The sequence below is a fragment of the Streptomyces sp. NPDC088706 genome (assembly GCF_044752765.1).
Lineage (GTDB): Bacteria > Actinomycetota > Actinomycetes > Streptomycetales > Streptomycetaceae > Streptomyces.
The window spans coordinates 16,012-40,092 of sequence record NZ_JBIVLW010000012.1; the positions used below are offsets into that span (position 1 = coordinate 16,012).

The 24,081-nt window shown below is 71.8% G+C and carries 21 protein-coding genes, 1 tRNA gene and 1 pseudogene; 6 read left to right on the forward strand and 17 right to left on the reverse strand.

Annotated features, from left to right (window positions below; translation table 11 throughout):
• Window positions 1-207: 207 nt before the first annotated feature.
• Window positions 208-645 (forward strand): SsgA family sporulation/cell division regulator, encoded by a 438-nt coding sequence (locus ACIQAK_RS23830; RefSeq protein ID WP_366391145.1) that lies wholly within the window; start codon window positions 208-210, stop codon window positions 643-645.
• A 107-nt stretch (window positions 646-752) separates the two neighbouring features.
• On the opposite strand, the gene ACIQAK_RS23835 is transcribed toward ACIQAK_RS23830, so the two are convergent.
• Window positions 753-1,382 (reverse strand): hypothetical protein, encoded by a 630-nt coding sequence (locus ACIQAK_RS23835; protein ID WP_366391146.1) that lies wholly within the window; start codon window positions 1,380-1,382, stop codon window positions 753-755.
• A 187-nt stretch (window positions 1,383-1,569) separates the two neighbouring features.
• On the opposite strand from ACIQAK_RS23835, the gene ACIQAK_RS23840 reads away from it, so the two are divergent.
• Window positions 1,570-2,223 (forward strand): hypothetical protein, encoded by a 654-nt coding sequence (locus tag ACIQAK_RS23840; RefSeq protein WP_366391147.1) that lies wholly within the window; start codon window positions 1,570-1,572, stop codon window positions 2,221-2,223.
• A gap of 271 nt (window positions 2,224-2,494) precedes the next feature.
• Here ACIQAK_RS23840 and ACIQAK_RS23845 read toward each other — a convergent pair whose 3' ends face one another.
• Both ACIQAK_RS23845 and ACIQAK_RS23850 read right to left on the reverse strand, forming a co-directional pair.
• Entirely contained in the window at window positions 2,495-4,717 is a 2,223-nt protein-coding gene (locus ACIQAK_RS23845) for an MMPL family transporter (RefSeq protein ID WP_366391148.1), read from the reverse strand.
• A 149-nt stretch (window positions 4,718-4,866) separates the two neighbouring features.
• Window positions 4,867-5,439, reverse strand: coding sequence for a TetR/AcrR family transcriptional regulator (locus ACIQAK_RS23850; RefSeq protein WP_366391149.1), 573 nt, complete (start codon window positions 5,437-5,439; stop codon window positions 4,867-4,869).
• A 170-nt stretch (window positions 5,440-5,609) separates the two neighbouring features.
• Between ACIQAK_RS23850 and ACIQAK_RS23855 the strand changes: the two genes are divergently transcribed.
• Entirely contained in the window at window positions 5,610-8,984 is a 3,375-nt protein-coding gene (locus ACIQAK_RS23855) for a S41 family peptidase (RefSeq protein WP_366391150.1), read from the forward strand.
• Between the two features lie 153 nt (window positions 8,985-9,137).
• Here ACIQAK_RS23855 and ACIQAK_RS23860 read toward each other — a convergent pair whose 3' ends face one another.
• From ACIQAK_RS23860 to ACIQAK_RS23875, 4 genes are all read right to left on the reverse strand, one after another.
• Window positions 9,138-9,350 carry a hypothetical protein gene (locus ACIQAK_RS23860; protein WP_366391151.1) on the reverse strand — a complete coding sequence of 71 codons (213 nt, stop codon included), beginning with the start codon at window positions 9,348-9,350 and terminating at the stop codon, window positions 9,138-9,140.
• 109 nt (window positions 9,351-9,459) lie between these two features.
• Window positions 9,460-10,353, reverse strand: coding sequence for an SDR family oxidoreductase (locus ACIQAK_RS23865; RefSeq protein ID WP_366391152.1), 894 nt, complete (start codon window positions 10,351-10,353; stop codon window positions 9,460-9,462).
• On the reverse strand, window positions 10,350-11,288 hold the full coding sequence (locus tag ACIQAK_RS23870; protein ID WP_366391153.1) for an alpha/beta fold hydrolase: 939 nt from the start codon (window positions 11,286-11,288) through the stop codon (window positions 10,350-10,352). Before ACIQAK_RS23870 ends, ACIQAK_RS23865 begins: the two co-directional genes overlap by 4 nt.
• Complete coding sequence (locus tag ACIQAK_RS23875; protein WP_366391154.1) at window positions 11,285-12,964, reverse strand: NAD(P)/FAD-dependent oxidoreductase; 1,680 nt, start codon at window positions 12,962-12,964, stop codon at window positions 11,285-11,287. The genes ACIQAK_RS23870 and ACIQAK_RS23875 overlap by 4 nt, the downstream gene beginning before the upstream one ends.
• Before the next feature lie 168 nt (window positions 12,965-13,132).
• Between ACIQAK_RS23875 and ACIQAK_RS23880 the strand changes: the two genes are divergently transcribed.
• Window positions 13,133-13,777 carry a MerR family transcriptional regulator gene (locus ACIQAK_RS23880; RefSeq protein WP_366391279.1) on the forward strand — a complete coding sequence of 215 codons (645 nt, stop codon included), beginning with the start codon at window positions 13,133-13,135 and terminating at the stop codon, window positions 13,775-13,777.
• Between the two features lie 49 nt (window positions 13,778-13,826).
• On the opposite strand, the gene ACIQAK_RS23885 is transcribed toward ACIQAK_RS23880, so the two are convergent.
• Entirely contained in the window at window positions 13,827-14,642 is an 816-nt protein-coding gene (locus tag ACIQAK_RS23885) for an exodeoxyribonuclease III (RefSeq protein ID WP_366391155.1), read from the reverse strand.
• A gap of 49 nt (window positions 14,643-14,691) precedes the next feature.
• On the opposite strand from ACIQAK_RS23885, the gene ACIQAK_RS23890 reads away from it, so the two are divergent.
• A complete protein-coding gene (locus ACIQAK_RS23890; RefSeq protein ID WP_366391156.1) occupies window positions 14,692-15,177 on the forward strand; it encodes a GNAT family N-acetyltransferase in 486 nt (161 codons plus the stop codon).
• A 99-nt stretch (window positions 15,178-15,276) separates the two neighbouring features.
• Here ACIQAK_RS23890 and ACIQAK_RS23895 read toward each other — a convergent pair whose 3' ends face one another.
• Together ACIQAK_RS23895 and ACIQAK_RS23900 are read right to left on the reverse strand one after the other, a co-directional pair.
• Window positions 15,277-15,735, reverse strand: a complete 459-nt coding sequence (locus ACIQAK_RS23895; RefSeq protein WP_366391157.1) for a GNAT family N-acetyltransferase — start codon at window positions 15,733-15,735, stop codon at window positions 15,277-15,279.
• Window positions 15,736-15,800: 65 nt separating this feature from the next.
• Window positions 15,801-17,285 (reverse strand): sigma-70 family RNA polymerase sigma factor, encoded by a 1,485-nt coding sequence (locus ACIQAK_RS23900; protein WP_366391158.1) that lies wholly within the window; start codon window positions 17,283-17,285, stop codon window positions 15,801-15,803.
• A gap of 167 nt (window positions 17,286-17,452) precedes the next feature.
• Here ACIQAK_RS23900 and ACIQAK_RS23905 point away from each other — a divergent pair, with 167 nt between their 5' ends.
• Window positions 17,453-18,565 carry an XRE family transcriptional regulator gene (locus ACIQAK_RS23905; protein WP_366391159.1) on the forward strand — a complete coding sequence of 371 codons (1,113 nt, stop codon included), beginning with the start codon at window positions 17,453-17,455 and terminating at the stop codon, window positions 18,563-18,565.
• A 69-nt stretch (window positions 18,566-18,634) separates the two neighbouring features.
• Here ACIQAK_RS23905 and ACIQAK_RS23910 read toward each other — a convergent pair whose 3' ends face one another.
• The 7 genes and pseudogenes from ACIQAK_RS23910 to moaC all read right to left on the reverse strand — a co-directional run bounded on the left by ACIQAK_RS23910 (window position 18,635) and on the right by moaC (window position 24,004).
• The gene (locus tag ACIQAK_RS23910; protein WP_366391160.1) at window positions 18,635-19,840 is read right to left on the reverse strand and encodes a S1 family peptidase; all 1,206 of its coding nucleotides are present in this window, start codon (window positions 19,838-19,840) and stop codon (window positions 18,635-18,637) included.
• Window positions 19,841-20,309: 469 nt separating this feature from the next.
• A pseudogene (locus ACIQAK_RS23915) lies at window positions 20,310-20,474 on the reverse strand (RidA family protein); the annotation flags it as partial.
• Between the two features lie 251 nt (window positions 20,475-20,725).
• A tRNA-Ala gene (locus tag ACIQAK_RS23920) sits at window positions 20,726-20,799 on the reverse strand.
• A gap of 86 nt (window positions 20,800-20,885) precedes the next feature.
• Window positions 20,886-22,127, reverse strand: a complete 1,242-nt coding sequence (gene glpR / locus ACIQAK_RS23925; protein WP_366391161.1) for a gephyrin-like molybdotransferase receptor GlpR — start codon at window positions 22,125-22,127, stop codon at window positions 20,886-20,888.
• 124 nt (window positions 22,128-22,251) lie between these two features.
• A complete protein-coding gene (locus tag ACIQAK_RS23930) occupies window positions 22,252-22,881 on the reverse strand; it encodes a GNAT family protein (protein ID WP_366391280.1) in 630 nt (209 codons plus the stop codon).
• A gap of 17 nt (window positions 22,882-22,898) precedes the next feature.
• Complete coding sequence (locus ACIQAK_RS23935; RefSeq protein ID WP_366391281.1) at window positions 22,899-23,399, reverse strand: MogA/MoaB family molybdenum cofactor biosynthesis protein; 501 nt, start codon at window positions 23,397-23,399, stop codon at window positions 22,899-22,901.
• A 104-nt stretch (window positions 23,400-23,503) separates the two neighbouring features.
• Window positions 23,504-24,004 (reverse strand): cyclic pyranopterin monophosphate synthase MoaC, encoded by a 501-nt coding sequence (gene moaC, locus ACIQAK_RS23940; protein ID WP_366391162.1) that lies wholly within the window; start codon window positions 24,002-24,004, stop codon window positions 23,504-23,506.
• Window positions 24,005-24,081: the final 77 nt, after the last annotated feature.

Here is a 24,081-nt window from a genome sequence, read left to right on the forward strand (position 1 = left end):
GTGGACGCGGTCTGCGGGCGGGGTCGTGAACCCATCAATAATAGTGCCCTCTTGCGAACCGTGCGCAAGAGCGGGAGTCCGGCAGCTGAGACGCATACCCGGGTCACGGGTGCACCCAGCGTCACGGTGGGCAGGCGCTCACCGTGCCACTTCCGCAAAATATGGGACATTAGAGGGCAGAACGACACATATAGGAGGAGCCGGCCCATGTCCCCTGTGATCGAAGAACACGCGCGTGCCCGGCTCATCACCGATGGCCCCCTGACCCGCCCGGTCCCCGTCGAGCTGCGCTACGACCCGGCCGACGAACGGCGCACCGTCCACATAGGACTGCCAGACGGCACCGACTGGGCCTTCGGCCGCGACCTCCTGGAACGCGGCCTGCGCGCCCCGATCGAACGCGGGGCCGTCCGCGTCTGGCCCTGCGGCCGTACGCAGCTGATCGTGGAGCTGCACTCGACGGACGAGGTCGAGGTGTTCCAGTTCGAGGTCAGGACGCTGATCCGCTTCCTGGCCCGCACCCGCGCGCAGGCCCCGGCGGAGGCCACCCCGTCGGACGGGGCCGCGGAGAAGCGGCCGTCCCGAACCACCGCCACTGCCGCCGCCACCCGCCCGGAGCGGGGCGCTCAGCCTGCTCGCGGCTGAGAGGCGAACACCGCAGAAGGAATGTCCCCGTGCCCCTTCTCCGGCACGGGGACATTCCGTCCCGGGAGGCGGTGCCCCGTCCCCGCGATCACGCGCGGAAAACCGGACTACGCGTGGGCGAGGATCATCTGCTCGATGTCCTCCACGGTCATCTCGTCGAACGAGCCGGGACCGTCGAGCGCCGCGGGCACGGCCGGTTCGGCGAACACGGCCGATTCGGCGGCGGAAGGGTTCACCGGCAGACCGAGAGCCTGGAGGGCGTAGTAGCGCTCCAGCGGCGGCGCCTCCTCGTACGGATGCAGCTGCTCATGGAGCATCGCGTACACCTGCGGGTCCAGGGCGTAGGCCTGGGTGTAGAACTGATCCCGGAAGTACGCCCAGTGCTCCGGCGATCCGTCGTAGGCCGCCCAATCGGCCCCGTGCTCGGTGATCAGCCGTTGCCATCCGGCGTAGGCGCAGTAGTTGCCGAACTCCTCGTCGGTGAGCATCACCACGTGCTCGACCAGCCCCACGCCGTAGGTCTGTGCCGCGAACTCCAGGAACCGCTGGGCGCTCTCCATCGGCAGACCGGCGTATTCCACCCCATAGGTCAACCGTTGGGTGAAGGCGTTCCAGTCGTCCGGCGACTCCGCACGCTGGGTCTCCTCATGCACCTGGCGCAGAGTGTCCCGCCATTGCTTGGCGGTGGCGCTGGTGACACCCAGCGCCTCCAGTGCTCCAGTGACCGTCTCGTCCACAGTGCAGTCCTCTTCAGGGGATGGGCAGGTGCGTTCCAGTGATAACAGACCGCGACACATGGCCGGTTGCCCGCAAGGGAGGACGTCGGGGCAGCTCGTGTGCGCGAAAAGCGGGACAAACGTTCCGCGGCGGCCCTCGGCGTCTTCTTACTGTTGGCGGGAAGCTGAAATCGACAGCGGAGCGAACATGACGATCATCGTTGGGGGCATGGTGTTCGGCGGGCCGAACCCCTCCACTCCCGGCCAGCAGATTCCCCTGCTCGTGCAGGCTCTCACCCAGGCCGGCATCACGGTCGGCTCCTACGGCCGGATCCTGGCCACCTGGATCAAGAGCGCCGACCCACACACGTTCACGAGCTACGCGGAACTCGTCCAGAAGCTCACCCAGCTACGCGCCGTAGGGGCGCAGATCAACCAGACCGGCGACGATCTGGAGAACAGCGCTGCCGCCACGGTGGGCGCCTGGCCGGGGCGCGGTGCCGGTCAGGTCCCCACCTGGGCGGCGGACTTTGCCCGTATACCCGCCGGTGGCCAGGATCCGAACGTCTACGCCGCCAATGGCGCGGGCCAGATCGCCCTCGCGTCCGCGCCGGTGAAGCCCGACATCTGGTCGGAGCATCTGCTCGGCATCGTCGGCGGCCGGGCCAAGGAGGTCCACCTGGCAAAGTTCACGACGATCTGCCATGACCTGGTGCGGGTCTGCGCCTCTCACGGCAAGCGCCCCGTCGTCTTCACCGCGTTCGGCGCGACGGACACGACGACGACGGCGCGCGCGATCGTCGGCGCCGAGAACACCTACGTGCAGGACGTCACAGGCGGCCCCTGGCGGCCGCTCGGCTGATCCGCGGACCGGCAACATACATCGACGGCGCCCCCGCGAAGGCGCTCCGGACTGTCCCGATCCGGCAGCCGACGGTCCCGGCCTGCGCAGGGCGCAAGGGGAAGGCCCCCGCGCTCATCGCACGGGGGCCTCCTCCGCGCCCCGGTCCCCCGTCCCCACAGGTAACCGGCGCTTCCGGGGCCGCGCTCCGCTCAGACGCGGCCCCGGGGTTCACGGGGGACCCGAACGGCTCACGGAGCCCCTGTCAAGCCGGTCCGAACGGCCGGCCGGCTCAGACGCGTACGAGCTCGCGCTCGCCGCCGTCTCCGCCCTCGGGGGCGGCGGGCTCGTCGCTCAGCTGCTTCTGCAGCTTCTCGCCCTCCACGTCCACGTTGGGCAGCGCCCGGTCCAGCCAGCGCGGCAGCCACCAGGCCCGCTTGCCCAGCAGGGCCAGGACGGCCGGCACGATCGCCATCCGCACCACGAACGCGTCGAAGAGGACGGCGATGGCGAGCGAGAAGCCGATCATCTTGATCATCTGCTCGCTGGAGCCGATGAACCCGGCGAAGACCGCCATCATGATCACCGCCGCTGCCGTGACCACCCGTGCGCCGTGCTTGAAGCCGGTCACGACGGCCTGGCCGGGGCTCTCGCCGTGGACGTAGGCCTCGCGCATCCGGGTGACGAGGAAGACCTCGTAGTCCATCGCGAGACCGAAGACCACACCGACCATGAAGATCGGCATCATGCTCATGATCGGACCCGTCTGCTCGACCCCGAAGAGCGAACCGAGCCAGCCCCACTGGAAGACCGCGACGACCGCGCCGAGGGCCGCGACCACCGAGAGCAGGAAGCCGAGGGCCGCCTTCAGCGGGACGAGGATCGAGCGGAAGACCAGCATCAGCAGCAGGAACGCGAGGCCGACGACGAGCGCCAGGTAGGGCAGCAGCGCGTCGTTCATCTTCTGCGAGAAGTCGATGTTCATCGCGGTGGCCCCGGTGACCAGCACCTCGGCGCCGGTGTCCGCCTTGATGCCCTTGCCGGCGTCGCGGATGTCGTGGACGACCTCCTCCGTGGCGACGGAGGACGGCCGGTCCTTCGGGATGACCGTGATCATCGCGGTGTCACCGGCCTTGTTGAACTGGGCCGGAGTGACAGCGACGACGCCGACCCCCTCGATCTCCTCGGCGACCCGCGCGGCCGCCGCCTTCGGGTCGGAGCTGCCCTTGCCGTCCATGACGACCATCAGCGGGCCGTTGAACCCGGGGCCGAAGCCGTCGGAGAGCATGTCGTACGCCTGGCGCTGCGTGGTCGACTTCGGCTGGGCGCCGTCGTCCGGCAGGCCCATCTCCAGCGACGCCGCCGGTACGGCGATGACGCCGAGGCCGAGGACACCGACCAGCAGGACCCAGACCGGCTTGCGCAGCACGAACCGCGCCCAGCGGGTGCCCATGTTCGGCTTGGCCTCGGGGCGGTTGCCCGCCTCGGCGGCCTTGCGCGCCTTGCGGCCCATGACCCGCTTGCCCGCGAAGCCCAGCAGGGCCGGGACCAGGGTGAGGGCGATGACCACGGCGATGGCGACCGTACCGGCGGCGGCGAAGCCCATCTTCGTCAGCATCGGGATGTTGACGACGGCGAGGCCCACCAGCGCGATGACCACGGTCAGTCCCGCGAAGACGACGGCGGACCCGGCGGTGCCGACGGCCCGTCCGGCGGCTTCCTCGCGCTCGCGGCCCTCGGCCAGTTCGGCGCGGTAGCGGGAGACGATGAAGAGGGCGTAGTCGATGCCGACCGCGAGGCCGATCATCATGGCGAGCGTCGAGGTGGTCGAGCCGAGGTCCAGCACGTTGGCCAGCGCGGTGATGAGCGAGACCCCGATACCGACCCCGATCAGGGCGGTCAGCAGCGGCAGCCCGGCGGCTATCAGCGAGCCGAAGGTGATGACCAGGACGACGGCGGCGATGATGACACCGATGATCTCGGCGGCGCCGGTGTGCGGCAGGACCTGGAGCGCGTCACCGCCGATCTCCACCTTCATGCCGCTGTTCTGCGCGTCCTTGCCCGCGTCCTTCAGGGCGTCGGTGGTCCGGTCGGTCAGCTCCATGGAGTTGACCTTGTAGGAGACCGAGATGTACGCCGTCGAACCGTCCTGGCTCACGGCCTTGGCCTGGAAGGGGTCGGCGACCGAGGCGATCTGGTCCGAGCCGGACTTCAGCTCCTTGACGATGCCCGAGATCTCGCCCTTGTTGGCCGGGTCGGTCACCTTCTCGCCATCGGGCGCCTTGAAGACGACCCGGGCGGTGGCCCCGTCGGCACTGGCCCCGGGGAAGCGCTGTTCCAGCAGGTCGAAGGCGCGCTGCGCCTCCGTACCGGGGATGGAGAAGGAACTGGAGGTGGCGGTGGACGCGGAGGCCGCGCCGAATCCGGCGAGCGCCAGCAGTGCCACCCAGATGAGGGCGACATAGCGGCGGCGCCGGAAGGCGAGCCGTCCGAGCTTGTAGAGGAAAGTGGCCACGGAGGCGTACTCCCGGTCAGGTCGTGAGTGGAATGGGCGTGCGGAACCAGCCCGACGACGAGAGCGGCGTGTCAGGTGGAGCGGCGGGGAGAGGGCCGTGCGGGTGGGTGGAGCCTTGGGGAGAGGCCGTGCGGGTGGGGCGGGGACGGTCAGACCCCCAGGGCGGGGAGCACCACGGAGTCCACGTAGCCGGTGAGGAACGCCTGGTCGACCGGACGGTCCTCGATCAGCTGCCGGGCGGCCAGCGCGCCGACCAGCATGTGCGGGATGTACTTCAGCGCCGGGTTGTCCGCGCGCAGTTCACCCCGCGCCACCGCCCGCTGGAGCAGCTCGTCGAGTCCGGTCATCTCCGGTTCGATCAGCAGCTCGCGCAGGGCTTGCCGCAGCTCGGGATATTCGTGGACGGCATGGCTCAGACCCCGCATCAGCGCGGCGTCCTTCTCCATCTGGCAGTCGTCGGTCCGGCTCAGCGCGGTGTGGAAGTCACCGCGCAGCGAGCCGGTGTCGATGTCGGCGAGGCTCCCCGGCTTGTTGTGCCGCAGTGCCTTGACGACCAGTTCGGGCTTGGAGCCCCACTGGCGGTAGAGAGTGGCCTTGCTCGACCGGGTGCGGGCGGCGACGGCGTCCATGGTCAGGGCGTCGTAGCCGACCTCGCGGAGCAGGTCGAGAACGGCCTCGTAGAGCTCGCCCGCACGCTCGGGCGTCAGCCTGGTGCCTGCCATGTGCCGACCTCCTTCACGCTTCTGTTCGCCGGTCCGGTGTCCCGTCCCCATCGAACGAAACTGTTTCGTACACGTGAACCGTACCCCTGCCACCCAGCGAAACGAAACCGTTTCGCTTGTGGGCTGCACCACAAGTTGCCCCGGGCCCTTCGCGCGGAAAGCATTGAACGGTGAGCGATGACAGCGCGTACCTCCGGTTTCCCCATCTCCACCAGGACATGCTCTGCTTCGCGGCCGAGGACGACCTGTGGGTCTCCCCCCTCGTCCCGGCCGGCCACCACCCCGGCCGGGCCTGGCGGGTGACCGTCGACCGGACCAAGGTCAGCCATCCGCGCTTCTCGCCCGACGGCACCTCCATCGCCTACACGACCTGGCGCACGCTGGACCCCGAGATCCACCTGGCCCCGGTCGACGGCGGCCCGGCCCGCCGGCTGACCTACTGGGGCTCGACCGACGCCCGGGTCTGCGGCTGGACGCCCGACCCGGCCGACGCCTCCCAGATCCTCGCCGTCTCCTCACACAACCAGCCGTTCTCGTACTTCGCCTGGGCCTACAGCCTCCCCACCGACGGCAGCCCCGGCGGGCGGCTCCCCTGGGGCCCGGTCGCCGACATCGCGGTCGCCGACCTCGACGGCGAGCGCCGCACCCTGCTGCTCACCGGCACGCCCCCGCACGAACCGGCCGCCTGGAAGCGCTACCGGGGCGGGGCGACGGGCCGCCTCTGGCTGCACGGCGAGCGGCTGCTGCCGGACATCGACGGCCACCTCGCCTCGCCGATGTTCGTCGGCCGCCGCATCGCGTTCCTCTCCGACCACGAGGGCGTCGGCAACCTCTACTCCTGCCGGACCGACGGCACCGGTCTGCGCCGCCACACCGACCACGACGCCTTCTACGTCCGCAACGCCTCCAGCGACGGGCACCGGGTCGTCTACCAGTGCGCCGGCGACCTCTGGCTGGTCGAGGACCTCCAGTCGCCGGACGCCACCCCGCGGAAGCTGGAGGTGCGGCTCGGCGGGCCGCGCACCGGCCGCCGCAGCCACCAGGTGCCCGCCGCCAGCAACGTCGACTCGCTCTCGGTCGACGAGACGGGCCGGGCCAGCGCCGTCACCGTACGCGGCAGCCTCTACTGGCTCACCCACCGCGACGGCCCCGCCCGCACCATCAGCGACACCCCGGGGGTGCGGGTGCGGCTGCCGGAGATGCTCGGCAGCCGGGGCCAGGTCGCCTACGTCACCGACGCGGACGGCGAGGACGCGGTGGAGATCGCCTACCTGCCGCGCGCCAGCGGCGACCGGGCACCGCGCCGGCTCGCCTCGGGGCAGCTGGGCCGGGTGCAGGAGATGATCTCCGACCCGGAGGGCGAGCGCCTCGCCATCGCCTCGAACGACGGCCGGCTGCTGCTCCTGGACGCGGGGGAGGCCGAGGTGGCGGAGCGGGCTCCCAGCGGCTCGACCCGCGCCGACCTGTACGCGGCGACGGGCGCGGCGGCCCTGGCCAACGCGGCCCCGGTCGATGAGCACCCCGGGCTCAGCGAGCTGATCCGCTCGGTCAACGGCCCCGTCCGCGACCTGGCCTTCTCCCCCGACGGCGACTGGCTGACCTGGTCGCACCCGGGCGTCGGCCGCTCACTGCGGCAGATCAAGCTGGCCCGGATCTCCGGACCGGGCGCCCCGGTGATCGTGGACGTCACCAACGGGCGCTTCGAGGACGAGAATCCGGTCTTCACGGAGGACGGCCGCTATCTGGCGTTCCTGTCCTGGCGGGGCTTCGACCCGGTGTACGACGTGCACACCGGCGACCTTTCCTTCCCGCTCGGCTGTCGCCCCTACCTGGTCCCGCTCTCCTCGGCGACCCCTTCCCCCTTCGCGCTCTCCCCGGACGGGCGGCCGGCGGCGGGCGGGCTGGACCCGATAGACGTTCCGGAAGCGGGGGGTACGGGCGAAGGGTCCACGGTCATGGTCGAGTTCGAGGGCCTGGAGAGCCGGGTGACTCCGTTCCCGGTCTCCGCCTCGAAATACTCCGCGCTGCACCCGGTGAGCGGCGGCGGTCTCGTCTGGCTGCGCTGGCCGATCTCCGGGGCGCTGGGTGAGACGTTCGCCAACCCGGCCGACATGTCGGGGCGGCCCACCCTGGAGCACTTCAACATCGCGAAGGCCCGCAAGACCGAACTGGTCGACCACCTAGACTGGTTCGCGGTCAGCGGCGACTGCTCGCGCCTGGTCGTGATGGACGACGGCGAGCTCCGTGCCGTACCCGCGACCGAGCCCGGCGACGGCGACTCCACGGTCTATCTGGATCTGCGCCGCGTCCTGCACCAGGTCGACCCGGGTGCGGAGTGGCGGCAGGCGTACGGGGAGGCGGGGCGGATCATCCGCTCCTACTTCTGGGAGCCGGACATGTGCGGCATCGACTGGGGCGGGGTGCTGGACCAGTACCGCCCGCTGGTCGAACGGGTCGCCTCCCCCGACGAGTTCGCGGATCTGCTGCGCGAGGTGCTGGGCGAGCTGGGCACCTCGCACGCCTACGTCACCCCGGCCCGCCGCAACGAGGGCCCGCCGCACTACCAGCGGGCGATCGGGCTGCTCGGCGCCAACCTGGTCTGCCGGGACGGGGCGTGGATCCTCCAGCGCATCCTGCCCGGTGACTCCTCGGACTCCAAGGCCCGTTCACCGCTGGCGGGTACGGGGATCAGGGAGGGCGCGGTCCTCACCCACGTGGACGGCCGCCCGGTGGACCCGGTGACGGGTCCGTTCCCGCTGCTGACGGCGGCGGGCGGTACGACGGTGGAGCTGACGTTCTCCCCGGCGGGCGGCGGCCCGTCCCGCCGGGTGGCGATCATGCCGCTGGTGGACGAGCGCCCGCTGCGCTACCAGGACTGGGTGGCCAAACGGCGTGACGTCGTACGGGAGTTGAGCGGCGGCAAGTGCGGCTACCTGCACATCCCGGACATGGGCGGCTCGGGCTGGGCCCAGTTCAACCGGGACCTGCGGCTGGAGGTGTCCCGGCCCGCGCTGATCGTGGACGTACGGGGCAACGCGGGCGGCCACATCAGCGAGCTGGTCGTGGAGAAGCTGACCCGCAAGATCCTCGGCTGGGACCTGACGCGCAACGCGCAGGCGGTGAGTTACGCCTCCAACGCGCCGAGGGGCCCGGTGGTCGCCCTGGCCGACGAGGCGACGTCCTCCGACGGCGACATGATCACCGCCGCGTTCCGGCTGCTGAAGCTGGGCCCGGTGGTGGGCCAGCGGACATGGGGCGGGGTGGTCGGCATGACCGGCCGCCACCGGCTGGGTGACGGCACGGTGATCACGGTCCCGATGAACGCGGCCTGGTTCGACACGTACGGCTGGTCGGTGGAGAACTACGGGGTGGAGCCGGACGTGAAGGCGCTGCGCACCCCGCTGGACTGGGCGGAGGGGCGGTACGCGGTGCTGGACGACGCGGTGCACATCGCCCTGGACCTGCTGGCCGCCCACCCGGCGTCGACACCGCCGTCGTACGACACGGCCCCGAACCTGCGCCGCCCGCCGCTGCCGCCGCGCTGAGTCCGGGGCACCATCCCGGTCTCGGCTCCTTGCCCCCGCCCGTACACGAGGGCACGCGTGAAGGAGGCGCACCCGGCAATCCGGGTGCGCCTCCTGGAGCGACGCGCACGCACGCGCGAACCGCAGCGCGCACGCGTCACACCTCAGCGACCGTCAACGGTCGAAGCGCTCGCGCGCCTGGTCCCTCGCGTCCTGCGCCCGGTCCCGCAGGCCGGTCGACGCGTCGGAGCCGCGCTCCTGGTCCCGGTTCCGGTCCCGGGCGTCCTGCGCCCGGTCCTGAGCCTGGCCCTTGCCCTGGCCGGCCTTCTGCTTGGCCTGGTCGGCGAGGTCCTGCGCCTTGTCCTTGAACTGGTCAGCGATACCCATGCTGTTCACTCCTGTGGGATGCGTGGCGTACGTGGGGGTGGCCCCCTGCGGGGCCGTGCCCAGCGTTACACGACCCGACATCCCGCGCATTTCGGACCGTCACCGATCGTCACGTACGGTCAGCGCGCTCCGCACGGGCATCCTGGTCCGCCTCTCCCCCGGCCCCCACCAGCCCCTTCGGCACCGTGTGGAGCCGAGGTCCGAAGCGCCGCATCTCGCGCTGTCCGCCGATCGCGATGACGGAGGGCAGGTAGCCCCGGACCGACTGCATGCCCCGCAGCCACCACTGGGCGTACACATGCGGGGAGCGGCGCGCGATCCCGTCCACGATCCGCTCGACGGCCGGGCCGAGCGGGTACGTACGGTTCATCGGCCACGGCAGCCGCTGGCGCAACTCGCGCATCACGTCGTCCTGGTCGGCGCCGCGCACCATGTCGGTGTCGGTCCAGGAGAGGTAGCCGACCCCGACCTTGACGCCCTGGTAGCCGACCTCGGCGCGCAGGCTGTGGGCGAACGCCTCGACGCCCGACTTGGACGCGCAGTACGCCGTCATCATCGGCGCCGGGGTGATCGCGGCCAGCGAGGCTATCTGGAGGAAGTAGCCGCGGCTCTCCATCAGCACCGGCAGGAACGCCCGCCCGGTGACCGCCCCGCCGATCAGGTTCACCTCGATGACCCGCCGCCACGCGTCCGGGTCGGAGTCGACGAACGGACCGCCGGAGGCCACACCCGCGTTGGCGACGACCACGTCGACCTTGCCGAACCGCTCCTTGACCTCCCGTGCCACCTGGGACATCGCCGCGTGGTCGGTGACGTCGGCGAACCAGTGGCCGCTCTCGCCGTGCAGCCGCCCGGAGACCTTCTTCAGCTCGTCGGGCTCCAGGCCCACGAGCGCCGGCGTCGCACCGCGCGCCGACAGCTTGCGGGCCAGCAGTTCCCCCACACCCCGGGCCGCGCCGGTCACGACGACGACCTGGCCCTCCAGACTCCGCCTGCTGCTCATGCGACATCCTCCTTCTCGGCCGCGACGGCCGTCCGCCCGGTGACGTACCGGCCGGCGAGTTCCCTGAGCTTCGCCGTGACGGCCTCCGGGGCCTCCACCGGCGTCATGTGCCCCATGCCCGCCAGCTCGGTCAGCCCGAGGCCGACCGGCAGCGCCGCCGCGATGGCCCGCGCGTGGACCGGCGGGGTCAGCCGGTCGTCCGTACCGGCGATGACCGCCGTCGGCACCCGCAGCTCCCGCACGTCCGCCGTCACGTCCAGCTCGGCGAGGACGTGGCCCCAGCCCACCCGCGCGCGGCGCGGGCAGGCGTGCACGATGCGGGCACAGGTGTCGACCCGGTCCGGGGCCGAACCGGCGCCCAGGGTCGCGTACTTGAGGAGCCTCTTCGAGACCGGGCTGACCGGCCCGAGCGGCGCCTTCGCGCCGAGGACCGCGGCGGTGAGCCGGGTCCGGAACGCGCTCGCGCGCAGCGGCAGGACCAGGGCCTCGGCGGTGAGCCGGCCGCTGCCGGTGGAACAGAGCAGGACGGCGGCGGCGTGCTCGCGCAGCCCGGTCCTGCGGGCCGCGGCCATGAGCGTCATCCCGCCCATGGAGTGCCCGGCGAGCACCGCCTTCCGCCCGGGGGCGAGGGTGGCGGCGAGCACCGCTTCGAGGTCGTCGGCCAGCGCGTTCACGCTGTAGCCACCGGGTCCCGGCTCGGGGGTGAGGCCGTGGCCGCGCTGGTCGTAGGCGATGACGCGGTGGTCGGCGGCCAGGTCCCGGATCTGCGCGGCCCAGAAGTGGGTGTTGCAGGTCCAGCCGTGGGCCAGGACCACCGCCGGGGCGTCCTCGGGGCCGTGCAGCTCGACGTGGATGCGGGAGCCGTCGGCGGACCGTACGAACAGTTCGCCCGCGGGCACCGGCGGGAGGTCGTCGCGGTGCGGCAGCCGGCTCATCGAGCGGCCTCCTCGACGACCGGTCCACCTGACTCCACGGACCCCACGGGCTCCACGGACCCCACGGGCTCCACGGACCCCACGGGCTCCACGGACTCCACGACCTCCACGACCTCCACGACCTCCCGCTCATCGCGCCCCGGCTGCTCCGGTACGAGATGGCCCCGGCCGAGGCGTCCGGCCTCACCACCGCCACCCGGCCTCCCGGCCCGGACGACGTCGTACTCCGCGAGGTCCACCGACCGCGTCTGCCGCCGGAACTCGCCCGTCGTGCCCGGCCAGACCGTCGTGTTGCGGCCCTCCGCGTCCAGGTACCAGCTGGTGCAGCCGCCGGTGTTCCACACGGTGCGCTTCATCCGCTCCTGGACCCGGTGGTTCCAGGCGGTGACGGCGGTGGTGCGGGCGCCGAGCGCCGCGCGGCCGCCCAGCACGTTCAACTGACGCAGGTAGTCGGCCATGTAGTTCAGCTGGGACTCGATCATCAGGATCATGGAGGAGTTGCCGAGCCCGGTGTTGGGTCCGATGATCGTCATCCAGTTGGGGAACCCGGCGGCGGTCGCGCCGCGCAGCGAGTTCATCCCGTCCTTCCAGGACTCGGCGAGCGTGATGCCCTCCTCGCCGACGACCCGCTCCGCGATCGGCATGTCCGTCACATGGAAGCCGGTGCCGAAGATGATCGCGTCGACCTCGGCCTCGCTGCCGTCGGCGGCGACGACGGTGGAGCCGCGTATCTCGCTGAGCCCGGAGGCCACGACATCCACATTGGGCTGGGCGAGGGCCGGGTAGTAGGTGCTGGAGAGCAGGATGCGCTTGCAGCCGATGCGGTAGTCGGGGGTCAGCTTGGCCCGCAGGGCCGGGTCCTTGATGGCTCGCGCCATGTTGGACTTGGCTATCCTCTCCACCAGACCCAGCTGGTCGGGGTGCTTGGTGAAGGCGCTGACCTGCAACTCGCGTATGCCCCACAGCAGTCCGCGGCGCGCGGTGCCGGTGACGGGGACGGCCCGGTGGAGCGCTCGCTCGGCCTTGCTGATGGTGCGGTCCACGCGCGGCATGACCCACGGCGGGGTGCGCTGGAAGAGGGTGAGCTTCGCGGTCTTCGGCTGGATCGCCGGGACGATCTGGATGGCGGAGGCGCCCGTCCCGACCATGGCGACCCGCTTGCCCGCCAGGTCGTAGTCGTGGTCCCAGCGCGCGGAGTGGAAGACCTTCCCGGGGAAGGAGTCGAGCCCGGGTATGTCCGGCATCTTCGGGTCGGAGAGCGGCCCGGTGGCGGAGACGACGACATCCGCGTGGAGCCTGCTGCCGTCGGCGGACTCGATCACCCAGTACAGGTTCTCCTTGTCCCAGCTCATCAGCTTCACCTCGTGGTTCAGCCGGATGTGCGGGCGGAGCCCGAAGGTGTCGGCGACGCGCTCCAGGTAGGCCCGGATGTGCGACTGGCCGGAGAAGGTGCGCGGCCAGTCGGGGTTGGGGGCGAAGGAGAAGGAGTAGAGGTGGGACGGTACGTCGCAGGCGCAGCCGGGATAGCTGTTGTCGCGCCAGGTGCCGCCCACCGAGTCGGCCCGCTCCAGGACGACGAAATCGGTGATGCCTTCGCGGCGCAGCCGGACGGCGGCCCCCAGGCCCCCGAATCCGGTACCGATCACCGCCACACGTACGTGCTCCTGCTGGGCCATGCTGCCGCCTCCCGCGGTACGTCACGCGATTACGCCAGCAATCACTGGCATGGTTCGGAGAGTAGAGCAGGCTCGTACTGATGGGTAGGGGTCGGACCGAGGAAAGTTACTGGCGGTACAACATAGGGTGCCCCTGTGGCTGAAGGACGCGAGCACCGCGAATACCGCATGGAGGAGTTGGCCAAGGAGGCCGGCATCACCGTGCGGACCCTGCGCTTCTACCGGGAGCGCGGCCTGATCCCGCCACCCCGCCGTGAGGGCCGGATCGCCTGGTACGACGACCACCACCTGGCCCGTCTGCGGACCATCACGGGCCTGCTGGAGCGCGGCCACACCCTGAACGGCATCGCGGATCTGGCCGCCACCTTCGAGAGCGGGCGCGATGTCGCCGAGGTGCTGGGGCTCGGCGAGCCGACCGAGGAGACCCCGGTCCGGCTCACCCCGGAGCAGCTCGCGGACTACTTCGAGGGCGAGGTCACCCCGGAGAACCTGGCCACCGCGCTGGACCTGGGCTATCTCGCCACCGACGGGGACGAGATCGTCCACATCAGCCGGCGCCTCCTGGAGGTCTCGGCGGAGCTCGTACGCGAAGGGGTGCCGCTGGCCACGGTGCTCTCCTCGGGCCGCCGCGTCCGCGAGCACGCGGACGCTCTCGCCGAAATCTTCGTACGCGTACTGCATGCCCACGCCACCGAGACCGAACCGGCCCAACTGCGGCCACTGGCCCGCGCGGTGGTGGACGCGGAGCTGTCGATGGCCCTGGACCGGAGGCTGCGCCGCGAGGACGGCACGCAGCCCCCGAAGGCGGAGTGACCCCCCGGGACCCGCTGGACCGCCGGGACCCGCCGGACCCGCTGGACGACTAGCGTGCGTAGACGACGGTCACCGGTGCGTGGTCGCTCCACCGCTCGCCGTGCGCGGCGGCCCGCTCGACCCACGCCTTGACCGCCCGCGCGGCCAGACCCGGCGTGGCGATCTGGTAGTCGATGCGCCAGCCCGCGTCGTTGTCGAAGGCGCGGCCCCGGTAGGACCACCAGCTGTACGGCCCCGCGACATCCGGGTGCAGCTGCCGCACCACATCCACATAGGGGGCCTCATCGAGGACCCGGGTGAGCCAGGCCCGCTCCTCGGGCAGGAAGCCGGAGTTCCTCTGGTTGGCCTTCCAGTTCTTCAGGTCGGCCTCCTGGTGGGCGATGTTCCAGTCGCCGCAGACCACGACCTCCCGGCCATCCGCCGCCGCCCGCGCCTGGAGCCCCTGGAGGTAGGGCAGGAAGACCGCCATGAAGCGCTCCTTCTCGTCCTGCCGCTCCGTGCCGACCTCGCCGGAGGGCAGGTAGAGGCTGGCGACGGTCATCCCGGGGAGGTCGATCTCGGCGTACCGGCCGCTCGCGTCGAACTCCTCGGCCCCCGGGACCCCGAAACCGCCGAAGCCGATCTGGACCCGCTCCGGCGCCCGCCGCGCGTAGAGGGAGACCCCGGCGCGCCCCTTGGCGGCGGCGGGGGCGTGCACGGTGTGCCAGCCCTCCGGGTCACGGACCTCCTCGGCCAGCTGGCCGGGCTCGGCACGGACCTCCTGGAGGCAGACCACATCGGCCTCGGTGCCCGCCAGCCACTCCACGAAGCCCTTCTTCGCGGCGGCGCGGAGGCCATTAACATTCACGGATGTAACAGTCAGCATCCGGAAACAGTACCTACCCCGCCCTACTCATAGATTTACGATATCCAGCATGAATGTCCGTCGCCGCCGCTTCGACCACCCCGACGCCGTCAAACTCAACGACCAGGTCCAGCTCGAGTACGCCGAGCGCTACGGCGACGAGGGCGATGTCACACCGCTCGACCCGACGATGTTCGATCCGCCGCACGGTCTGTATCTGCTCGCCTACGACGAGCTTGAGCGCCCGGTGGCGACCGGCGGCTGGCGGACGCAGGACCGTAACCCGGAGGGCTACGGGGACGGCGATGCCGAGATCAAGCGGATGTTCGTGATCCCCGAGGGCCGTGGCCGGGGCCTCGCGCGCCGGATGCTGGCCGCGCTGGAGGACGACGCCCGGGCCGCCGGCCGGGTCCGGATGGTCCTGGAGACCGGCGACCAGCAGCCCGAGGCGATCGCGCTGTACACGTCGAGCGGGTACACGGTGTGCGAGAAGTTCGGCCACTACCGGGAGTACGAGAGCAGCATCTGCATGGCCAAGCCGCTCCGCCAGCCGTAGCGGCTCGGGCAGCCGCTACCGGGCCGGGGCGGCCGGCTCCAGCCGCCTCCCGGCGGCCGCTCCGCGATGAGGAGTCGGCGAGGAGTCGGCGAGGAGTCATCAACTCCCCCCGAGCACCAGGACGATGAACTCGTCCTCCCCGTGCACGACCGTTCCCGTGGCCACGAAGCCGCACCTCTCCAGCAGCCGGACCGAGGCGGTGTTCCCGGCGGCCGGGTCCGCGTAGAGCGGGCGGGTCCTCTCCCGCTCCAGGAACCGGGTCAGCGCCGCGGTGCCGATGCCCCGGCCCCAGTACGGACGGCCGAACCAATAGCCGATGTAGCGCCGGTCCTGGTCCCACCAGGCCACGATGCTCCCGGCCGTCTCGCCGTCCACGAGAACCGTCTGCACGAAGTTGGCGGGGTCCCCCAGCACCCTCGTGGCCCAGTGCGCCATGAACGCCTCCCGCTCGCGGGGGACGAACCTCGATCTCCGGACCGCCTCCGGATCGTGCTCGTACGCGAGGAAGACCTCCAGATCGGCCTGTTCGACATCCCTGAGTTCCACCGTGGTCTCCATGCCGGCCGAGTCTGGCACCCGGCACTGACAATCGGCCCCCGCTCACCTCGGGATGGCCACCCCGCTCACCTCGGGGTGGCCAGCACCTGGGTCCAGTAGGGACCGCGCGGCGAGTCGGCGATCCCCACGCCCACGTGCACGAAGTCGCAGTTGAGGATGTCGTCGTCGCGGCCGGGGCTGTCGCGCCACTGGTCGGCGACGGCGGCCGGGTCGGACGTACCGGTGGCGATCGTCTCGCCGACGGCGGACCAGAGGTACCCCGAGCCGGTCACCCGGTCGCCCATGCCCCGGCCGGTGGAGTCGGTGTGGCCGAAGTAGCCGCGGGCCGCCATGTCCTCGGAGTGGCGCTGGGCGACCTCGGTGAGCCGGGGATCGGTGGTCAGCTGCGGGCAGTCGTTGTGCGCGCGCAGGGTGTTGACCTCGGCGACGAGGCGCGTCTGCGGCCGAGGCCTGGCACGCGGGGCCGGTCGCGGGGAGGACGGCGGGGCCACGGTGGAGGGCGCGGTGCTCGGGGCCGGGCTGGGCGTCGGCGACGGCGTGGGGGTGGGCGTCGGGGACGTGGCGGAGGGTGCGGCGGAGGCGGTGACCGGGGGTGCCTGCGGCGCCGGGAGCTGTGTGGCACGCCCGTCGGCGCGGGGTGCGGGCGGGGCGGGCGCCGAGGGCCACAGGAGTACGGCGATCGAGGTCACGGCGGCCGCCGCGGCCACCAGCCCCGCCGCCTTCCCGGCCGAGAACGCGGCCGGAGCCACGGCCGGGGCGACCGCGGCGGCGTGCTGTCCGCCTTCGTACAGCGGCACCACCAGGGCGAGACCGGAGAGCAGCCCCTCCGGCGGGACGAGCCCCGAGCTGCCGGCCGAGCAGGAGGCACAGCCGCGTATGTGGCGGGCTGTGCGCTTGCGCCACAGGGGCGTGGGCGCCCCGTCCCAGTCCGCCACCAGCGCGTCCAGGGCAGGGCAGCGGGGATCGGCGGCCAGCGCCCGGACGACCGCGCGCCCGACGTCGAGCTGGTTCTTCACCCGCTGTACGCGCACGGCGGCGTGCTGCGGCGAGAGCCCGAGGGCCTCGGCCAGCTCGGCGCGGGTGAGTTCGCCGGTGGTTTCCAGCCACCACAGAGAGAGCACATCGCGTTCCGCCTCGTCCAGCCAGCGGGTCGCCTCGGCGGTCTCGCGGCGCTGGCCGGAGAGTTCGAGGCGCAAGATCGTCAGATCCACGAAGTCCGCCGCCGGATCGGCCGGCTCGTCGGTCTCCTCCAGGGGGGCGGGGCGGTGGCCGAGGACGGACCAGCGGGTGCGGACCTGGTTCATGGCGATGGCCACCAGCCAGGACCGGAACCGGGTGGGATCGCGCAGTGAGGAGAGGCCGGAGAGCGCCCGGAGCATGGTCTCCTGCACCACGTCGTCCACGTCCGGGTGGCCGTTGAGGGCGCGGCCCACGACGTTGTAGACGAGCGGGAGATAGAGGGCGGCGAGCCGCTCCCCGGCGGCCTGGTCGCCGCCCCTGGCCGCGACGGCCAGGGCGGTGACGTCCACCTCGTTCACGCTGTTCACCACGTGCTCACTTCCTCGGGCCGTGCGGAGGACGCCGGGCAGCGCATCCCCTGGAGTGTGGGGCAGGTCACTCCTGGGGGTTTTGTTATCCGGTCCCTCTCCGGTGGTCAACCAGTATGCGGGGGCCTGGTGGATGCCCCGCGGCGGGAGTGCCGGGATGTGGGAGGGACATGTCGAGCAGGATGGAAGCCGGCGTCGGGCTGTCGGACGCCGAGGGCGCCCGGAGCGCACGTGGCGCACGTAGCGCACGTGGTCCGCGCCCGGCGCTGCCGGCCGGGACGGCCGAGGCCCCTCCCCGTGGCGGGTCGCCGAGGGCTGGGGCCCCTCCCCATGGCGGGTCACCGGCGGCCGAGGCCCCTCCCCCGGGCACCGACGCCTTCCCGGCCGCCCTGCGCGAGGCGCTGGGCCGGCGCGGCCTGTCCCTGGAGCGGGTCAGCGAACGGCTCAGGGCGCGCGGCATCGGGGTCAGCCAGGCCACGCTGAGCAGTTGGCAGCGCGGCCGCAGCCAGCCCGAGCGGGCCCGGTCGCTGCGGGCCGTGGAGGTGCTGGAGGAGATCCTGGAGCTGCCGGGCGGAGCGCTGCGCTCGCTGCTCGGCCCGCGCCGCCCGCGTGGCCGGATCGCGCCGGCCCGGGGCGAGAGCGCGACCCTCCAGGTGCTGGGCAAGGACTCGGTGGTGGAGCAGGCGCTCGGCGAGCGGTTCCGCCACTTCAACCAGGAGACCAGCTCGCTGCTGATCCACGACGTCGTGACTCTGGGCGCGAGCGGGACGCTGAGCAACATCACCACGACCAATGTGCTGCGTGCCAGCCGCGCCGGGGCCGACCGCGCGCTGTTCGTGCTCAGTTTCGACGACGAGCAGGCGGAGCCGCTCGACATCCGCGTCACCAGCGGGCGGCTCGGCGAGGCGACGTACCTGAAGGCGCTGAAATCCTTGGTGCTGGAAATCCACTTCGGCCGGGAACTCGCCAAACTGGACACCACGGTGGTGAGTTACGCGGTCGACGTGAGCCCGTCCCGGGAACCGGCCACCCACTACGAACGCTGGTCGAGGGCGAATCTGCACGAATACCTTCAGCAGGTCTTCTTCCATCCGGACGCGCTTCCCTCAGGCTGCCGGCGGTACTTCCGGGACCAGGTGGGCTCCCCGCCCCGCGCCCAGCGGCGCATGTCGATGAACGATTCCCACAGCACCCATGTGCTCGTCTCGCGGTGCAAACCCGGAGTCCACGGAGTGGCCTGGGAGTTCGGCACCGGAGAACAGGTCGACGCCACCGGAGGATGATGGAAACGGGAGACCGCCCAGGGTCAGTGGACGGTCTCCCGCGTATGCGGCACCTTCACCCCGGTGGGGCTACTTGGTGTTGAGCGTCAGCCCGTAGTACCTGAGGGCGTCGTCGAGCGGCTGGAAGTACGAGGACCCGGGCGAGTTCACCCGGCCGTTGCACCGCTGGTTGGTCGGGCCGCCGGAGGTCATCCCCTGGGCCTGGTTGCCGGAGACGTACGCGCCTCCGCTGTCGCCGCCCTGGGTGCAGACGGAGGAGCTGGCCAGCCCGGTCACCACGGTGTCCGGCCCGCCGTTCTGGTCGGTGTAGGTGACGCTGACGTTGTACGAGCCGACCTTGCCGCAGGTCCAGCCGGTGGTCTGGCCGGCCTTGCAGAGCGCCGAACCCTGCGGGGCGCGCTGACTGCCCCGGACGGCGACGGTGCCCGCCTTGCCGTACGTGGTGATGTCCAGGCCGATGGAGTGGCCGGAGTCCACGGTGGCTATGCCCATGTCCACGCTGCGGGTGCCGAGCGCGAACCGGGTGTGGGTGCCCTTGGCGAACCGGGTCCCGTTGTAGGCCAGGGCGGGCAGGTCCTCGATGCAGTGCCCGGCGGTCACCAGCACCTGCTTGCCGCTACGGTCCTTGGCGCCGTACCCGACCGAGCAGAGGTAGCCGTTGAACGTCATCCGGCTGCCCGGCAGCACGACGGCCTGGGTCTCCAGCTTCTCCTGGCCCTTGATGACCCGTACCGCGTCGCCGTTGCTCTTCGCGGCCTTGAGGAAGGTGCGGGTGGCGGCGTCGGAGGCCCCGTTGACCTCCACGGTCACGGTGTCGGACGCGAGGTCCACGGACCACGCCGACACCCCGGCCGGGGCGCTCTTGAGGGCCTTGGCGTCGAGCTGGGCCTTGATCCGGTTCAGCTCGCCTTCACCACGCTCCGGGACCCGTGCTGCGAGCCCCGCCGCCTTGACCTCCTTGGCCGCCTCGGCGTCGGCGGCGTTGACGACGAGCGTCCCGTCCTTGGCGAAGAAGGCCCCGAGGGTGGAGACCTTCTCGGCCCGCAGCTGAGCGAACCGGTCCTGCTGACGTGCCTCCTCGTCGAGCCGCTCGACGGCCTGTTCCTCACTCACGCCCAGGGTGGTGGCGAGAGCCCGGACCATCTCCGGCTGGTACCGCGGCGGCGCGGATTCCGCCGCACCGGCATAAGCCCCTGTGGCGACTCCGGCCGACAGGAGGACGCCGATGGAGGCCGCCACGATGTATCTGCGCGCGTTCTTCTTACCGTGCTTCACGCGATTCCTTCCGCTACACGGGCGAGCGTCCAGACAATGGGGGGGGTGGCCACACCACGCTTGGGGACGCGCGATGTGTTCCGTGGACACTGCCCGACGGCGATGACATGTTCCTGTCGCCGCGTTCCGAACTCTCGCGTAGGCGCAACTGCCGCGACAAGGACCGGAGAAGGGGTTCTTTTCTACAGAACTGGCCGAGAACTGTAGTGAAACACGGCGGAAACACAGTGGGTCGGGCGACAGCGACCGACGGGCACACCCAGCGCCGGGGAGCCACCGAGCCGAGTCGGGTCCCGCCGACGACGACCGTCAGCCCGCATCCACGGGGCACCGGCCCATGTGCCCAGCGCACCCACAGAGGTCTACCGACGCGGCGAGACGGGCGCGGGTGCCCTGCGCGAGCAGGTGGCCGAGCGAGTCCTCGCGGTCACGCGAAGAACTTCCTGCGGGCTGTGCGTCATTCAGGAACCACGACGCTCTTGAGGGAACCGGCACCGACGAGGTCACCGTTCCCATCAAGCGGGCACTGTCCCGCCGGTCAGGCCGTGCGCCCTGCCTCCACCACCGTGATGTGGTGGCAGCCGGGCGTCTCATGCAGCCGCCCGGGGTGGATGCGGGTGATCTTCTCAGCCATGTCCGCGAGTCTGCCTGGCGTGGTGCCGGCACGCACCGCGATTCCCGACCCCGCCCCTGCGCTCCCTGCGGCATGTCCGCATCCCGACCCCCGGTCCGTTCCGACGCGGGCCGCCGCGCTTCCCGGCGGCCCGGCAGGCTGACTTTCACACAAGCAGGAGCTCAAACGACGAGATCCCGGTCGGACGGTGACCGTCTGACCGGGATCTCGTGAACCGTTCCGGAATAAATCCGTGAACGGCCCTGATGTTGTGGACCTGTGGGGATTTGAACCCCAGACCCCCTCGATGCGAACGAGGTGCGCTACCAGACTGCGCCACAGGCCCTTGCAACGAGTGAAACTCTAGCACCCTCACCCGGGTGCTTGGAAATCCGTTCCTCCGCTGGTCAGCGGTGCCGGGCTTCCGGGGTCTCACTCGTTGGCCGCGCGGGGCCGGTCCTCGTCGTCGTACTGGTCGAAGAGGGGGGTCCGGCCCCGGTCGCGGGTGCGGCGGGACTGGTTAGTGCGCTGGCGCGGCGCCGGGTCCACGGGGGCGGTGGGGTGCGACGTGCCGGTCTGGCTGGGCTCGGCGGTGCTGGAGCGGGCCGCGCTCCAGGTCTCCGGGTCGCCCACCTCGACGCCGCCGGTGGCCCGGGGGGCGACGGGTGCGGTGACATAGGTGGGGAGGGGTACGGGAACGGGCTCCCAGCTGTCGCCCTGGACCCGGCCGCGTTCGCGCTGCTGGTCCACCCACTCCGCGTGGTCCGTCTGCTCGACGAGGGCGCGGCGGCCGGCCTCCTGCGGGGAAACCGTAGGGGTGGGTGCCGGCTCCGGGTGGTGGGCTTCGGAGTCGTCGTCCTGCTCGGCGGGGGCGGAGGCCGCGGGCTGGTGCCTCCGGGGCCGGTTCTCGCGCAGCCGCTGCGCCGCGACCTCGGCCCGGCGGCGGTCCATCGTGAACGCGAACCGACGCCGCTCCTGGGCGCGCAGATGCACGATGTACGTGCTCAGCAACACGGCGGGAACGGCCGGCGCCCAGAGGAAGCCGAGGCCGCCGACCGCCGCGACGACCGTGCCGAGGGTGAAGGCCAGGAAGAGGACGACGGTGGTCCGCCTGCGCCGCGCCAGGACCTGAGAGCGCTGCGCCCGGCGGGCCCGCTCGGCATCGGCGGCGCCGGTGCGCGGACGGCGCGGGGGCGGCGGGCCGGGATGTACCGGGCGCTCGCCGGACCGGCGGTCGTGCGCCTGGCGGTCCGGTGGCTGGTGCGCCGCCCGACGGTCGTGCGCCTGGCGATCGGAGGCCTGGGGACCCGGGGCGCGCTCGGGAGCATGCGCCGGGTCGTGCACCCTGGCTTCGGTATGCGCCGGAGGCGCGGCAAAGGCCCGGACGTCCACGGAATCCATACGGTCCGTTTCGGCGTCCGGGTCCACGTCGGGCCCCGCCTCCTCGGCGGCGCGCTCCCGTAGCTCCCTGGCGTACCGGCGCTCCATCGCCGCCCGTCCGGACAGCAGCCGGATGGCGGTGCTGAAGCGTTCCGTCGGACGGGCCTCGTTGAGCTCGTCCTGCCTGCGGAGCCACATCGGCACCAAGTAGGCGGCCCAGGCCCCGACGATGACTGCGTAGATGAGGCCGCTGCTGCTCACGCTCACACCGTAGAGGGGTTTACGCGCAGGCATCCGCCAATTGGCCCGGTGTGTCGCACGATCCGGCTGATATCACGGACTTTTTTTGTGATTCATCGGATCAACAGTCATCGAGAGCGCGGCCCATTGCTGTCATCCAGCGATCAAATTCGAACACCTATTTTATTTCCCCGGGCTGTCCCGGACTCTGCGGCGCCGCTGGGCGGGTGCGGCGCCAGCGCCTGAGCATCCCCTCGGGCACTTCCTCGACCGTCAGCGCGAAGATCAAGTGGTCGCGCCAAGCCCCATCGATGTGCAGATAGCGCGGGCGCACGCCCTCGGAGCGGAATCCGAGCTTCTCCACCACCCGGCGGCTCGGCGCGTTCTCCGGACGGATGCACACCTCGACCCGGTGCAGCCCCACCGAGCGGAAGCAGTGGTCGACGGCGAGCGCCACGGCCGTCGGCATCACTCCGCGCCCGGCGACGCCCTGGTCGACCCAGTAGCCGATGTGGCCGGAGCACATCGAGCCCCAGGTGATCCCGGCGACGGTGAGCTGGCCGACGAGCCGGCCCTCGTACTCGATGGCGAACGGCAGCATCCGCCCGGCGGTCGCCTCGGCGCGCAGGTGGCGGACCATCTGCCGGTAGGTGGGGCGCTGCGCGACCGGGCCGCCGGGAGCCGGCGGCGGGACGGTGGCCTCCCAGGGGCGCAGCCAGTCGCGGTTGCGCCGGTTGACCTCGCGCCATACCCGCTGGTCGCGCATCTTTATCGGGCGCAGGACGATCTCGCCGTCGGTCAGCGTCACCGGCCACGTCGCCATGTTCAGCTCGGGCTCCCCGGTCGCGGGTGGTCGCCGCCGCGGAGCTGGTCGACCGCGTGCACCAGGAGCCGGGCGAGGACCGCGAGGCCGTCGCGCACCCCGCCGGTGGAGCCGGGCAGGTTGACGATCAGGGTGCGGGACGCGACGCCTGCGAGGCCCCGGGAGAGCGCGGCGGTCGGGACCTTGGCGAGCCCCTCGGCCCGGATCGCCTCGGCGATGCCGGGGATCTCGTGGTCCAGGACGCGGCGGGTGGCCTCGGGGGTGGTGTCGGTGGGTGAGATGCCCGTACCGCCGGTGGTGACGATTACGTCGTATCCGGCGGCGACCCCGGCGCGCAGGGCCGCCTCGACCGGATCGCCGTCGGGGACGACCTGCGGCCCGTCGACCGAGAAGCCGAGGGCGGTGAGCCCTTCGGCGATCAGCGGGCCGCCCTTGTCCGCGTAGACGCCGGCGGAGGCCCGGTTGGAGGCGGTGACGACGAGGGCCGCGTACGGGGAGAGCAGCGCGGCACCGGTGGGCTCCGACGCCTGCTCGGGCGCGGACGCGTTCGCGTGCGCCGGCGCGTTCGCGGGACGTTCGGGGCCGGGGGCTCCCGGCGCGGGCGGCGTCACGCGTCCGGTCCCTCCGGCGCGGGGCGCCGGTAGTCGCCGGACTTGCCGCCCGACTTCGCCTCGACCCGTACGTCGGTGATCACCGCGCTCTTGTCGACGGCCTTGACCATGTCGATCACCGTCAGGGCCGCCACCGACACGGCGGTCAGGGCCTCCATCTCGACGCCCGTGCGGTCCGTCGTCTTCACGGTGGCCGTGATCTCCACCGCGTCGTCGGCCACACCGAGGTCGACCTCCACTCCGGAGACGGCCAGCGGGTGGCAGAGCGGGATCAGGTCCGGGGTGCGCTTGGCCCCCATGATCCCGGCGATCCGCGCGGTGGCGAGGGCGTCGCCCTTGGGGACCCCCTCGCCCCGGAGCAGCTCGATGACGCGCGGCGAGACGAGTACCCGGCCGCTGGCGCGGGCGACGCGCGTGGTGACGTCCTTCTCCGACACGTCGACCATGCGGGCCGCGCCCGCCTCGTCGATGTGCGTCAGCCTGTTCTGCGTACTCAACTCACTCCGCCTAGCGGTAGGGGCGCCGATCGGCCAGGGCCCGGAGGGGGACCCCCGGAAGGCACGGCGGCAGATAC

Coding starts and splice junctions, on each gene's coding strand:
- ACIQAK_RS23870 (WP_366391153.1), bottom strand. CDS start 11,288: ATGAGCCGGCTGCCGCACCGCGACGACCTCCCGCCGGTGCCCGCGGGC.
- ACIQAK_RS23885 (WP_366391155.1), bottom strand. CDS start 14,642: ATGCTGACTGTTACATCCGTGAATGTTAATGGCCTCCGCGCCGCCGCG.
- ACIQAK_RS23860 (WP_366391151.1), bottom strand. CDS start 9,350: ATGGGTATCGCTGACCAGTTCAAGGACAAGGCGCAGGACCTCGCCGAC.
- ACIQAK_RS23880 (WP_366391279.1), top strand. CDS start 13,133: ATGGAGGAGTTGGCCAAGGAGGCCGGCATCACCGTGCGGACCCTGCGC.
- ACIQAK_RS23850 (WP_366391149.1), bottom strand. CDS start 5,439: ATGGCAGGCACCAGGCTGACGCCCGAGCGTGCGGGCGAGCTCTACGAG.
- ACIQAK_RS23905 (WP_366391159.1), top strand. CDS start 17,453: ATGTCGAGCAGGATGGAAGCCGGCGTCGGGCTGTCGGACGCCGAGGGC.
- ACIQAK_RS23895 (WP_366391157.1), bottom strand. CDS start 15,735: ATGGAGACCACGGTGGAACTCAGGGATGTCGAACAGGCCGATCTGGAG.
- ACIQAK_RS23890 (WP_366391156.1), top strand. CDS start 14,692: ATGAATGTCCGTCGCCGCCGCTTCGACCACCCCGACGCCGTCAAACTC.
- ACIQAK_RS23865 (WP_366391152.1), bottom strand. CDS start 10,353: ATGAGCAGCAGGCGGAGTCTGGAGGGCCAGGTCGTCGTCGTGACCGGC.
- ACIQAK_RS23875 (WP_366391154.1), bottom strand. CDS start 12,964: ATGGCCCAGCAGGAGCACGTACGTGTGGCGGTGATCGGTACCGGATTC.
- ACIQAK_RS23840 (WP_366391147.1), top strand. CDS start 1,570: ATGACGATCATCGTTGGGGGCATGGTGTTCGGCGGGCCGAACCCCTCC.
- ACIQAK_RS23830 (WP_366391145.1), top strand. CDS start 208: ATGTCCCCTGTGATCGAAGAACACGCGCGTGCCCGGCTCATCACCGAT.
- glpR (WP_366391161.1), bottom strand. CDS start 22,127: ATGCCTGCGCGTAAACCCCTCTACGGTGTGAGCGTGAGCAGCAGCGGC.